The 12,801-nt window shown below is 73.4% G+C and carries 10 protein-coding genes; 8 read left to right on the top strand and 2 right to left on the bottom strand.

Going from position 1 to position 12,801, the window contains the following annotated elements; all coding sequences use genetic code 11:
- Positions 1–117 precede the first annotated feature (117 nt).
- Positions 118–699 carry a hypothetical protein gene (locus QQM39_RS08260; protein ID WP_301996015.1) on the top strand — a complete coding sequence of 194 codons (582 nt, stop codon included), beginning with the start codon at positions 118–120 and terminating at the stop codon, positions 697–699.
- A 57-nt stretch (positions 700–756) separates the two neighbouring features.
- Here QQM39_RS08260 and QQM39_RS08255 read toward each other — a convergent pair whose 3' ends face one another.
- Entirely contained in the window at positions 757–1,506 is a 750-nt protein-coding gene (locus QQM39_RS08255; protein WP_301996013.1) for a DUF4142 domain-containing protein, read from the bottom strand.
- Positions 1,507–1,830: 324 nt separating this feature from the next.
- Here QQM39_RS08255 and QQM39_RS08250 point away from each other — a divergent pair, with 324 nt between their 5' ends.
- Complete coding sequence (locus QQM39_RS08250; RefSeq protein ID WP_301996012.1) at positions 1,831–4,827, top strand: SpoIIE family protein phosphatase; 2,997 nt, start codon at positions 1,831–1,833, stop codon at positions 4,825–4,827.
- On the opposite strand, the gene QQM39_RS08245 is transcribed toward QQM39_RS08250, so the two are convergent.
- Positions 4,799–6,310 carry an alpha/beta hydrolase gene (locus QQM39_RS08245; RefSeq protein ID WP_301996011.1) on the bottom strand — a complete coding sequence of 504 codons (1,512 nt, stop codon included), beginning with the start codon at positions 6,308–6,310 and terminating at the stop codon, positions 4,799–4,801. The two genes, QQM39_RS08250 and QQM39_RS08245, sit on opposite strands and share 29 nt — an antisense overlap.
- Positions 6,311–6,462: 152 nt before the next feature.
- Here QQM39_RS08245 and QQM39_RS08240 point away from each other — a divergent pair, with 152 nt between their 5' ends.
- The 6 genes from QQM39_RS08240 to QQM39_RS08215 are packed head-to-tail and all read left to right on the top strand — an operon-like array spanning position 6,463 to position 12,786.
- Entirely contained in the window at positions 6,463–7,719 is a 1,257-nt protein-coding gene (locus tag QQM39_RS08240) for an ATP-grasp domain-containing protein (protein ID WP_301996010.1), read from the top strand.
- The gene (locus QQM39_RS08235) at positions 7,716–8,561 is read left to right on the top strand and encodes a DUF364 domain-containing protein (RefSeq protein ID WP_301996009.1); all 846 of its coding nucleotides are present in this window, start codon (positions 7,716–7,718) and stop codon (positions 8,559–8,561) included. Before QQM39_RS08240 ends, QQM39_RS08235 begins: the two co-directional genes overlap by 4 nt.
- Entirely contained in the window at positions 8,558–9,634 is a 1,077-nt protein-coding gene (locus tag QQM39_RS08230) for a PLP-dependent cysteine synthase family protein (protein ID WP_301996007.1), read from the top strand. The genes QQM39_RS08235 and QQM39_RS08230 overlap by 4 nt, the downstream gene beginning before the upstream one ends.
- Positions 9,631–10,668 (top strand): dipeptide epimerase, encoded by a 1,038-nt coding sequence (locus tag QQM39_RS08225; protein ID WP_301996006.1) that lies wholly within the window; start codon positions 9,631–9,633, stop codon positions 10,666–10,668. Before QQM39_RS08230 ends, QQM39_RS08225 begins: the two co-directional genes overlap by 4 nt.
- A complete protein-coding gene (locus QQM39_RS08220; RefSeq protein WP_301996005.1) occupies positions 10,652–11,917 on the top strand; it encodes an MFS transporter in 1,266 nt (421 codons plus the stop codon). The genes QQM39_RS08225 and QQM39_RS08220 overlap by 17 nt, the downstream gene beginning before the upstream one ends.
- Positions 11,914–12,786 (top strand): class I SAM-dependent methyltransferase, encoded by an 873-nt coding sequence (locus QQM39_RS08215; RefSeq protein ID WP_301996004.1) that lies wholly within the window; start codon positions 11,914–11,916, stop codon positions 12,784–12,786. Before QQM39_RS08220 ends, QQM39_RS08215 begins: the two co-directional genes overlap by 4 nt.
- Positions 12,787–12,801 lie beyond the last annotated feature (15 nt).

The following is a 12,801-nucleotide window of genomic DNA, read 5'->3' as shown; positions in this document are numbered from 1 at the left end:
GGTACGGGCGTGGCCCGAGCCCGGGACATCGACCAGCGACATTGACACGAAACGTACGCGGCCGCCGGGATGGGCGCACACTGGAAGAGTGCTGTCGGTGCTCAAGGGGGTGTCGGCATGGCTGCGTCGGAGTGCACAAGGGTGCGGCTGTGGCGGTGGCGGCGCAGTCCGCTGCGGCGGCGCAGTGACGTCATCGAGGCGTGGGTCGTGCTGTGCGGATGGCTGCTCGCGCTGGTCGGCGCCCTGTTCGTGGGCCTGGCGGCGGCGGACGCGGTCGTGCAGTCGGCGCAGGCGCAACGGGCCGAGAGCCGCAAGGTGACGGCCGTACTCGTGAAGGACGCCGAGGATCCCGGTCCCTCGCGGGTCACCACCGACCATCTGGTGTGGGCCACCGTCCGCTGGACCCAACCGGACGGCTCGACCCGCACGGACGAGGCGCGGGTGCCGCCGAAGGCGCAGGCGGGCAGCAAGGTCGAGGTGTGGACCGACCGCAACGGCGCCATCGCCAGCGAACCGCTGTCCGAGAGCGAGCTGCTCCTGCACTCGATCGCCGGAGGCGTCCTGGCCGGAGCGGGCACCGCCGGCATCGTGCTGGGGTCCACCTGGGTGGTGCGGCTGGTGCTGGAGCGGCGGCGGCTGGAGGAGTGGGCCGCGGAGTGGGAGCGGATGGACACGCCGTGGGGGTGGAAGACGGGCTGACACGGCGTGGCACGACGGGTCACAGCGCCCCGGAGGGCCTCCGGGGCGCTGCCGCTGTCACTTGACGTCCGCGCTCGGCAGCGCCGACGGCGAGGCGGTGTTCAGGTCCTCGAGCCCCTTGGGGATGGCGAGCGTGAGGACCGGGGCGCCCGGCTGGGGCGCGGGCGGGGTGAGCTGGTCCTTGGGGAGCTTCGGCGGGGTGGTCTGCTGGAAGTTGTTCGCGTCGAAGTTCACCATGCCGGTCTTCTCCAGGACCGTCATGTGGTCGAGCACGGTGTCGTTGGCCAGGTCGGCCAGCTGACGGACCATGCTGTTCTGCGTGGTGCCCCGGATCTTCGCGATGACCGGGAAGATCTGCCCGTGTGTCACCCGCATGATGGCGACACCGGTGGCGTCGAACTCCCTGCCCGTCTTGGAGTCCACGGTCGCCACGAACTGCTGCTGCTGTGGACTGGCCTGGTTGGGCAGCGTGATGTTCAGTTCGGACGCGATCTTGCGACAGGCGAGGTCGAGCCGGGCGTGTCCGACGACCAGGTGCTCGCCGGCCTCCTTCATCTCCGGGGTCGTGCCCCGCTCCATCGCCATCAGGCCCAGCGGGTGCTCCCACAGGCCGGCCGCGCGGACCTTGACCACGAAATCGCGGTCCGCCTCGGTCAGCGGCCCGTACTGCGTGTTGGCGATGATCCGGTCCTGCGAGGCGGAGGTGGTCTCCACGCCCAGCATGGCGGGGTACGCGAGGGCGGAGAGGGTCAGAACGAGGGCGCCTCCCACGAAGACGGTCCCTACCATGCGGCGTGAGATGGGCATCGTGCCTAGCCTCCTGAGGTGAGCTGCTCGGTCCCCAGGAAGTACGTAGGGCAACCGGGAAACAATCACCGCCGCAGGCAAAAAAAATTGGGGCCCGCTGTGCGTCGTACGTCACATCGAGGTCTCGGCGCAGGTGGCGCCGCGTGCTCGCCGGTGTCGTCGCGCACTGTCGTGGTCGGCGGCCGCGCTGCGGTACGCCCCACCGCCCAAGGCGTCCGTTGTGATGCACGTCACAAAAGGGCTAGGGTGATTATCGCCTGGAGAAGCCGACTGGACCGCGGGTCGAGCGGCGGCGCGTGACCGGGCCGGCTTCAGGTGAGGGGAGTGATCCCTTTGTCCGTCGCCTGGGACGACATCGGCGGACTCGTCGATGCCCACGAACGTTTCCTCGCCGGCTCACTGGTCGAGTCGGACGTCCGGGGCTCGGTGCTCGATTCGTGGAAGCGATGCCGCTCCGTCGGGCTCGAGCCGCACCGGCTGCTGGTCCGCTACACCGCGGACGTGGCGCTGGACGACCGGTTGCTGCGCGCTGCCGACCCGGTCCTGAAGGGCCTGGCCGCCTCGCTCGCCGACGCGGGGATGACCATCGCCGTGTGTGACGGGCAGGGCCGCATGGTCCAGCGGCTCGGCGGTGGCCGGCAGCTGTGCGAGCGCCTCGACGAGGTGCGGTTCGCGCCCGGGTTCGACGCCTCGGAGGCGGCCGTGGGCACCAACGGCGTCGGCACCGCCCTCGCCGAGCGCGGCCCCGTCTATGTCGCCGGCCGGGAGCACTTCGCCGACTGCCTGCAGCCCTTCGCCTGCGCGGGCGCGCCCGTCCGGGACCCGCTCAGCGGGCGCATCGAGGCCGTCCTCGACCTCACCTGCCTGCGCGACCAGGGCGACCCGGCCATGGTGCGTCTGGTCCGCGGCGCCGCCCGGGACATCGAGGGCCGGCTGCTGGAACAGGCCTCCCAGCGCGAACGCGCCCTCCTCGCCGCGTACCGGCGCGCCGACGGCCACGCGCGGGACTGGCCGAGGCAGCCCGAGGAGCTGCGGTACGGCCACGCCGCCGATGCTCTCGGCCGGATCGACCTGGCGATGCTGCGCGAGAGGGCCGAGGAAATCATCGCCTCACCGCACTGCACCTTCGCCGAGATCACCCTGCCCAGCGGCCGGACCGCCACCCTGTTGCGCCGGCAGGTCGAGGGAGGGGCGGGGGAGACCGGCGTCGCCGTCGAGGCCCGCGTCCTCGGCGGCCCGCGGCTGCGTCACGTCCGCCCGGTACCGTCGGCTGCGCAGGCTCTCGCCGCCTCGGCCGTGCAGACCACGCTCGGACCGGCCGTCCAGGCCGTCCAGGCGTTCCAGGCAGTGCCGGTCGCGCCGGTCGCACCCCCCACGCCCGACGGGCACGCCCCGTCCGCCCCGCCCCGGCCCCAGCACGGGCCGGAGTCCACCAAGGCACCGACCGTGCCGGAGCCGGCCTCCGCACCGCCGGCCACGACGCGCACCGTTCTCCCCGCCCCCGCCGGACAGCCTCCGCGCGCCCCCACCGTCGTACCCCCGCCGCAGCCGTCCACCCGGCCCGCGCCGGACGGCGAGAGTGACGGCGGCGGTGCCGAAGGGTGGCTGCTGCTCGTCGGGGAGCCCGGGGTCGGCCGGCTGGCCGTGCTGGCGCGGCGGCGGCTGGAGCTGCTGCACGACGCGAGCGTCCGGATCGGCACCACCCTGGATGTCACCCGCACCGCGGAGGAACTCGCCGAGGTGACCGTCCCCCGGTTCGCCGACTTCGTCGCCGTGGACCTTCCCGACTCCGTGCTGCGCGGCGAGGAACCGGAAGCCCTCGGCGGTGCCACCGCGCTGCGCCGGGTGGCCATCCGCGCCGTACGCAAGGAGCCCCACAACCTGTACGACGTCGGTGATCTGGTCGAGTACGTCCCGTCCACGCCGCAGGCCCGCTCGCTGGAGACCCGGCAGTCCGTGCTCGAACCCGTCCTGGCCGACGCGGGCGGCTGGATCGCGCAGGACCCGGCACGGCTGGCACGGGTGCTGGCGGCGGGCATCCACTCGCTGATCACCGTGCCGTTGCGGGCGCGGGGCACGACCCTCGGCGTGGTCAGCTTCTACCGCTCCGTGCAGCCCGCCCCCTTCGAGGACGATGACCTGTCCCTGGCCCAGGAGCTCTCCGGGCGCGCGGCGATCTGCATCGACAACGCCCGCCGCTACACCCGCGAGCACAACACCGCCCTCACCCTGCAGCGCAGCCTGCTGCCCCGGGGGCGTTCCGAGCAGAGCGCCGTCGAGGTGGCCTACCGCTACCTGCCCGCGCAGGCCGGCGTGGGCGGCGACTGGTTCGACGTCATCCCGCTGTCCGGCGCCCGCGTCGCCCTGGTCGTCGGCGACGTCGTCGGCCACGGTCTGCACGCCGCCGCCACGATGGGCCGCCTGCGCACGGCGGTGCACAACTTCTGCGCCCTCGACATGCCGCCCGACGACCTCCTCACCCACCTCGACGACCTGGTCGGCCGGCTCGACCGCGGCGAGGGCTGGGCGGCGGAGAACACGCCCGACTCCGGCATCGTCGGCGCCACCTGCCTGTACGCCGTCTACGACCCGGTGTCCCGGCGCTGCACCCTCACCCGCGCCGGGCACCCCCTGCCCGCGGTCGTCGCCCCCGACGGCACGGTCGAGTTCGTCGACCTCCCCTCCTGCCCTCCGCTGGGCCTCGGCGGCATGCCCTTCGAGACGGTCGAACTGGAGCTGGCCGAGGGCAGCCAACTCGTGCTCTACACCGACGGTCTGGTCGAGGACCGGCATCGCGACATCGACGCCGGCCTGGCCAAGCTGCGTACCGTCCTGGCCGACGTCGGCCGCCCGCCGGAGGAGACCTGCGAGGCCGTTCTCGACGCCCTGCTCCCGGCCCGCCCCGGCGACGACGTCGCCCTGCTCATCGCCCGCACCCACACGCTGGGCGCCGACCGGGTGGCCCAGTGGGAGCTGCCCAGCGACCCGGCGGTCGTCTCCCGCGCACGTGTCGCGGTCACCGACCGGCTCGCCGCCTGGGGCCTGGACGACCTGGCCTTCACCACCGAACTGATCGCCAGCGAACTGGTCACCAACGCCATCCGCCACGCCCACGGCTCCGTCCAGCTCCGTCTGCTCCGCGACCGCGCCCTGATCTGCGAGGTCTCCGACGGCAGCAGCACCTCGCCGCGGCTGCGCCGGGCCCGCAGCACGGACGAGGGTGGGCGCGGTCTGTTCCTCGTCGCCCAGCTCACCGAGCGCTGGGGGACGCGGTACACGCCCAACGGCAAGATCATTTGGACGGAGCAGCCGTTGCCGTGACCGGTAGTCCCGGCCCTGAGCAGCGCACATCGGCCGCGGGTACCGTCCCGTCGACGAGATAGGCGGCGACCGTCCCGTCCACGCACGCGTTGCCCCGGCTGGCGAACACGCCGTGCGAGTAGTCGTCGTCGAGGGTGACCAGGCGGGAGCCGGGCAGCACCTCCCGCAGCCTGCGGGCGCCTTCGATCGGGGTCACCGGGTCGTGCGCGGACGCGACCAGCAGCACGGGCGGAGCGGCCGGGCTGCCCAGGGGGGTGCGGTGGTCCGGGCGGTGGTGCCAGTACGCGCAGGCCGACGCCTCCAGTCCGGTCAGGACCGGCTGCGGGTCGAGCCGGCGTATGCGCCGTATGTCCGCCACGACCTCGCGGGGCGTCGGTCCCGGGCCGTCCGCGCACTTCACGATCCGGTTGGCCGCCTCGTAGTTGCGCGATTCCGGGCCGTCGAAGGCGGACGCGGGGCGCAGGCCGTCCGGGCTGCCGTCGGTCAGATAGCCGCGCAGCCCGTCGGCCAGGCCCGCCCAGCGCTCGGTGCGGCCGAGGGCGCGGTAGACGGCGCGGTCGAACTCCGCCGGGCCGAAGCCGTTCACCGGGTGGGCGGCGAGTCCGCCGCGTGCGCGCAGATACGACCGCCGTACGGCATCCGCGCCGGCGCCCAGCCCGAAGCGCTCCGGGTGCTCGGCGGTCCAGGCGAAGAAGGTGTCACGGGCGCGCAGCATCGCCCGGCTCTGGATCACGTCGAAGTCGTGCCAGTCCCACGGGCCGACCACGCTGTCCAGGACCATGCGGCCGACCCGGTACGGAAAGCGCGCGGCGTAGGCGGCGCCCAGGTAACTGCCGTACGAGACACCGAGGAAGCTGGTCCGTGGCTCGCCCAGCGCGGCGCGGATCGCGTCCATGTCGTACGCCGTCTGCTCGGTGGACAGATACGGCAGCACCTCCTTGCCCGCGCCCGCCGCGCAGTCGTCGGCCAGGTGCCGTTGTGACGCGAGGTACGTCCGCTCGGCGCGCGGGGTCGTCGGCACCGGGTCCGCTCCCGGAGCGGCGAACAGGCCGCCCATCGCACCGCAGTCCACCGGCGCGCTGCGGCCGACGCCGCGCGGGTCGAAGCCGATGACGTCGTACGAACGCCGCACGCCCGCGGGGAGTTTGGCGCGCTTGGTGACCGCGTAGGGGAGCCCGGAGCCGCCCGGCCCGCCCGGGTTCACCAGCAGGATGCCGCGCCGCTCGGCCGGGGTGCCGGAGGCGGGGACGCGGGAGACGGCGATCTCGATGCGCGGTCCGGAGGACGGGTGCTGCCAGTCGAGCGGGACGGTCAGGCGCCCGCATTCCACGCGGTCCGGTGCGGGCGGCCGCGGTACGGAGTCCGGGCAGGCGCCGAAGGGGAGAGAGGCCGACGCCCGGGCGGGCGTGGCGGCCGTGGGGAGCAGGGTGGCCGCGGCCACGAGGGCGCACAGCAGGGCGGTGGGGCGGGGCAGGACGGACAAGGTCTCTCCGACTCTCCGAGGGGTGGGTAAGAACGGGGTGGTAATTGAAAATGATTATCGCTAACGTGTCTGCGTCAAGTCCGGCACCCCTCCGACCGAGGGGCGGCCCGGGCTGCCTTGGCGTCTGAACTCACGGCACGAAAAGGGGAGTTGTGGCTCATCTGCTGGTGGTAGAGAGCTGGGTCGGGTCGATGAGCAGGCTGCTGCCACGGGCGATCCGGGAGGGCGGACACGAGTTCACCTTCCTCACCCGGGACCTGCATCACTACCTGCGCTCGGCGCCCGAGGGGACGGCGCACCCGCTGCTCGGGGCCCGCAATGTGATCACGACCGACACCAACGACATCGACGCCCTGCTGCCCGAGGTGGAGCGGCTGCACTCGGTGCTGGGCTTCGACGGGGTGGTCACCTCCTGCGACTACTACCTGCCGACGGTGGCCCGGATCGCCGGGCACCTCGGTCTGCCCGGCCCCGGCCCCGAGGCGGTGGAGAACGCCTGCCGCAAGGACGCCACCCGCCGCGTCCTCGCCGAAGCGGGCCTGCCCGGACCGCGCTTCGCCGTCCACGAGGAGTGGGCCGACCTCGCGCGGGCCGCGAAGGAGATCGGCTACCCGCTGGTCGTCAAGCCGGTCGACCTGTGCGCGGGCATGTATGTGCGGCGCGTCGACGACGAGGCCCAACTCGCCGATGCCTTCAGGGCCTTGGCCGACTTCCCGGTCAACGCCCGTGGGCAGCGGCGCACCTTGGCCGTGCTCCTGGAGGAGCTTCTCGACGGCCCTGAAGTGAGCGTCGAGACCGTGTCGTACGGCGGCGCCGTGCACCTGATCGGCGTCACCGACAAGAGCATCGGCGGAGCGCCCGCCTTCATCGAGACCGGCCACATGTTCCCCGCCGCCCTGCCGCTCGCCGACATCGACGCCGCCGAGCAGACCACGCTCGGCGCGCTCAAGGCGCTCGGGCTGACGGACGGCGTCGTGGCGCACACCGAGATCAAACTGACCTCCGCCGGGCCGCGCGTCGTCGAGGTCAACCCCCGGCCCGCCGGCAACCGCATCACCGAGCTCGTCCGCCATGTCACCGGCATCGACCTCGCCGCCGCCTTCGTGGACGTCGCCCTCGGCCGCGAGCCCGACCTCCGGCGCACGGACACAGGGCTGCGCAGCGCCGCCATCGGCTTCCTCGTCCCGGACCGCGCCGGCACGCTCGAAGCGCTCGACGGCCGCCAACTGGCCGACCGGCCCGATGTGTTGGAGGTGCAGCTCGCCGAGCCCGGCAAGGCCGTGAAGGCGGCGGGCAGCAACAACGAGTACCTGGGCCACGTCATGGCGGGCGACGCGGAGGGCCTCGGCGCCCGTGACCGCGTCGAGGACCTGCTGACCGGGCTGCGTGCGGGGCTGGTGATCCGGTGACCGCCGCGAGCGCCTCGCCGACGGCGCCCTGTCGGACGTACGACGACCTGGTCGCCCGCGTCCGCGCCGGCGCCCTCGGCCCCGACCCGCGCACGCAGCGGATCGCCGTCGCCTTCACCACCCGGCAGGCCGTACGGCACGACGGACGCGGCACCGGCTACCGCAACGAGGTCCTCAGCCTGCGCCTCGCCGAGGCCGTCGGCTCCTGCGCGGTCGAACCCGGGGAACTGCCCGACAGCGCGCTCGACGACTGTGTCGGCGCCGACGTGGCACAGCTGCTGGAGCATCCGCTGGCGGCGGTGCGGGTGGCCGCCCTCGACGCCTACCTGATGCACGTCACCCCGCACACCCCGGACCACGGGGCACTGCCGGTCGACCTGCCCGCCGGGTCCTCCCTGGAGAAGTCCAAGGCCAGGGCGAGGGCGGTCGTCGAGCTGCTGGACCTTCCGGCCGGGGGCACGGTGCTGGTCGTCGGTGTCGTCAACTCCCTGCTGGAAGCGCTGCGTTCGCGCGGGATCGGCTATGTGCCGTGCGACCTCAAGGGTGGCGTGACGGAGTGGGGCGAGCCGGTCGCCGCCGACGCGCTCGCCGCGGCCGGTGGCTGTGACGCGCTGCTGGTGTCCGGGATGACCCTGGGCAACGGCACCTTCGAACCACTGCGGGAGCACGCGCTGCGGCACGGCAAGCAGCTGGTGATGTTCGCCCAGACGGGAAGTGCCGTTCTGCCCCGGTTCCTCGGGCACGGAGTGAGCGCGGTGTGCGCGGAGCCGTACCCCTTCTTCTGGCTCGACGGCGGGCCCGGCGTCGTTCACCGGTACCGCTGTCCCGGGGGTGCGCGATGACCACGACCGCTGTACTCCCCACCGCGCGGCCGGAGTTGCTCGCCCTGCTCGGCCGCACCCCCGTCGTCCGTGTCACCGCCGACCTGCCCCACGCCCACCCCGGTTTCTGGGCCAAGCTCGAAGGCCTCGCGGCGGGCGGCATGAAGGCGCGGGCCGCCGTGTCGATGCTGCTCGGCGCGCGCGAGCGCGGTGAACTGCGTCCCGGCGCCCCGGTGGTGGAGTCCACCTCCGGCACGCTCGGCATCGGGCTCGCCTTCGCGGGGCAGGCGCTCGGCCACCCCGTCGTGCTCGTCGGCGACAGTGAACTGGAGCCGTCCATGCGGCAGTTGCTGCGCGCGCACGGTGTACGGCTGGAGCTCGTCGACCGCCCGGCGCCCCAGGGCGGCTGGCAGGCGGCCCGCCTCGGCCGGCTGCGTGAGCTGCTCGCCGAACTGCCCGGCGCCTACTGGCCCGACCAGTACAACAACCCCGACAACACGGCCGGCTACGCCTCCCTCGCCGCCGAACTCGGCTCCCAGCTCGACCACTTGGACATCCTGGTGTGCAGCGTCGGCACCGGCGGCCACAGCGCCGGCGTCATCGCCCCGCTGCGCCGGCACTGGCCCGCGCTCCGGCTCATCGGCGTCGACGCCACCGGCTCCACCATCTTCGGCCAGCCCGCCCGCCCCCGCCTGATGCGCGGCCTCGGCAGCAGCATCCACCCGCGCAACGTCGCCTACGACGCCTTCGACGAGGTCCACTGGATCGGCCCCGCCGAGGCCGTGGACAGCTGCCGACGGCTCGCCCGGGGCAGCTTCGTCAGCGGCGGCTGGAGCACCGGAGCCGTCGCGCGGGTCGCCGCCTGGGCTGCCTGCGTGCACCCGGGGGCGGTCGTCGCCACCGTGTTCCCCGACGGGCCGCACCGCTACCTCGGCACCGTCTACGACGACGACTTCCTCGCCGCCCACGGCCTCGACCCGGCCGGCGCCGCCACCCGGCCCGTGGAGATACCGCATCCGTATGCCGCCGAGGCGAGCGGGTGGGCGCGGTGTGCGCGGGTCGCCGATCCGCTCTCTTCCGGAAGGACACGATGAAGGCCCGCCTGCGCACCGTACGTCTCGAACTCGCCGAGCCGTTGCGCATCTCCCGCTCCACCATGACCGCCCGCGACGCCGTGTGGCTGGGCGTCGAGCACGACGGAGTGACCGGATACGGCGAGGCCGTCAGCAGCGTGTACTACGGGCTGGACGCCGACACGCTCGTACGGCTGATCTCGGCGGTCGCTCTGGAGCGGTTCGCCGATCCCGAGAGCGCCCTGGAGGCCCTGCCTTCGGCCGCCGTTCCGCCCGCCGTCATCGCCGCCGTCGAGTCCGCGCTGCTGGACCTCGTCGGCAAGCGGGACGGTGTGCCCGTCCACCGTCTGCTGGGGACCGAGACGCCGTTCGGTGTCGCCACCGCACGCACCATCGGCATCACCTCGCTCGCGCACGCGGCCGCCGAGGCCCGGCGCCTGGCCGCGAGCGGATTCGAGGTCGTCAAGGTGAAGGCGGGCTCGCCCGATGCCGAGGACGACGTGGAGCGCGTGCGGGTCATCCGGGACGCGGCCCCTGGCGTGCGGTTGCTGCTGGACCCGAACGGCGCCTGGAGCGTGGCGGAGGCCGAGCGGCTGCTGCCCCGGTTCGCCGCGCTCGGGGTCGAGGCCGTCGAACAGCCGCTGCCGCCCGGCGATCCGGATGCGCTGGCCGCCCTCGCCGAGAAGTCGCCGCTGCCCGTCATCGCCGACGAGGACGCGGTGAGCGTGGCGGACGTACGGCGGCTGGCCGGGCGCGTCCACGGCGTCAACGTCAAGCTCGCCAAGTGCGGGGGAGTCCGAGCGGCCCTGCGGATCGCGGAGTTGATCGAGGGCAGCGGGACGGAGCTGATGCTCGGCTGTCTGACCGCCAGCACTCTCGGCCTGGCACCCGCCGTCCACCTGGCCGACCGTGCCCGCTGGGCCGACCTGGACGGGCATCTGCTGCTCGCGCACGACCCGTGGACGGGGATCGGCGGCGCGGACGGCACCGTACGCCCAAGTGGCCTGCCGGGACTGGGAGTCGAGGAGGTGACGGCGCATGAAGACGTGGCGTGAGATGCGCGGATTCCCGCTCGCCGTCCAACTGCTCCTCGTCAACCAGCTCGGCGTCAACACCGGCTTCTACCTCCTCATCCCGTACCTCGCCACCCACCTCGGCGAGAACCTGGGCATGTCGGCGGCGGTCGTCGGGATCGTCCTCGGCGTGCGGAATCTGAGCCAGCAGGGCCTGTTCATCATCGGCGGCTCGGCATCGGACCGACTCGGGGCGCGCGGCGTCATCATCGCCGGGTGCGCGCTGCGGACCGTCGGCTTCGGGTTGTTCGCACTCGGCGACGGGCTGCCGGTGCTGCTCGCCGCGTCCGTGCTCAGCGGACTCGCCGGGGCGTTGTTCAACCCGGCCGTACGGGCGTACCTCGCGCAGGAGTCGGGGGAGCGCAAGGCGGAGGCGTTCGCGCTGTTCAACGTGTTCGCGACGACCGGCGCGCTGATCGGGCCGCTGCTGGGCAGCGCCCTGCTCCTCGTCGACTTCCGTACCTCCGCGCTGACCGCCGCCGGGATCTTCGCGGTGCTCACCGTGGCGCAGGCCCTCGTCCTGCCCGCGCGGAAGGTCGAGCCCAGCGGCAACAGCGGTGTCCTCGGGGACTGGCGCGAGGTGCTCGGCAACCGGGCCTTCCTGGCCTTCGCGCTCGCCATGGTCGGCATGTTCACCCTGGAGAACCAGCTGTACCTGCTGCTGCCCGACGGGGCCCGCGAGGCCACCGGCTGGGACGGGGCGGCGGGGATCGTCTTCCTCGTCGGTACGGTGGCCAACCTGGCGCTTCAGCTGAGAATCACGAGGAGTCTCAAGTCCCGTGGTGACAGGGCGCGGTGGATCGCCGTCGGCCTGGCGGTGATGGGGCTGGCCTTCCTGCCGCCGGCCCTGGTGGCGGGGGCGGGGTCTCCCGGGTGGCTCGACGCCGGGCCCGTGCTGCTCGGCGCGCTGCTGCTCTACCTCGGCGTCATGGCCGCCTCGCCGTTCGTGATGGAGCTGATCCCGCGCTTCGGGCGACCCGAGCTGACCGGCACCTACTTCGGGATCTTCTACGTCGTCTCCGGAGTCGCCGCGGCCGTGGGCAACACCGTCGTCGGGTGGGCCATGGACGCGGGCGAGAGCGGAGGCCATGCGTGGCTGCCGTGGGTGTGCTGCGCCGTGTTCGGGCTGGCGTCGGCGGGCGGAGTGGCCTGGCTGCACCGGCAGGGGGCGCTGCCCGCGGATCCGGTCCCGGCAGCGGCACAGGCTTCTCAGGAGAGGAGCAACGCATGACCGGCACCCGGGTGGATGCGAGCCCTGACACCGATCAGCACCGCAAAGCCGATGAGCAGCGCAAAGCCGATGAACAGCGCAATCTCCTCACCGACAACCCCGCCCTCTACGAGGCCCGCTTCCCCGACCCCGAGCGGCTCGCCGGACGCTGGGCCGAAGACTGCCTGCGCCGCCACGGCGCCGGTCCGCGGGTCCTTGACATGGGCTGCGGCACCGGCCGCGACGCCGCCCACCTGCACTCCGTCGGCCGTACGGTGACCGGCGCCGACCTCTCCGAGGCGATGCTGGCACACGCCCGCGTCCACCACCCCGGACCGGCGTACGTCCGGGCCGACCTGCACGGCTTCGACCTGCGAGACCCGGACGGGGCCGCCTTCGACGCCGTCGTCTGCCTGGACAGCTCCCTGCTGTACTGCCACACCAACGACCAGCTCGACGGCTTCCTCGCCTCCTGCCGCCACGCCCTCACGCCGGGCGGCCTGCTGGTCGCGGAGATGCGCAACGGGGCGTACTTCCTGGGCCGGACGGACCTCCTCGACACACCGTCCGTCAACGCCTTCACCTGGCAGGGCGCCGCCTACCGCTCCACCACCACACTGACCGTCGACCGCACCGCCCAGCTGCTGCGCCGTACCCGCGTATGGACGTCCGACGACGGCTCGCCGCCCGTCCAGCAGCGCTCGGCCTGGCGGCTGTTGCTGCCGCAGGAGCTACGGCACTTCCTCGCCGCCCACGGCTTCGAGGTGCTCGAACTGCACGACGGCCCCGGCCCGCGCACCGAGCCCGTCTGGTGCGAGGCCGACCTGCCCGGCCACACGACCGACGCGGACCGGCTGCACGTCGTCGCGCGCCGCATCTCTTCCCACTGACACATCACGATCTCG

Origin of the sequence: Streptomyces sp. DT2A-34 (genome assembly GCF_030499515.1) — a bacterium.
Classification (GTDB): domain Bacteria; phylum Actinomycetota; class Actinomycetes; order Streptomycetales; family Streptomycetaceae; genus Streptomyces.
The sequence above is the reverse complement of the archived record's forward strand: the minus strand, read 5'-3'. Positions and strand labels throughout refer to the sequence as shown.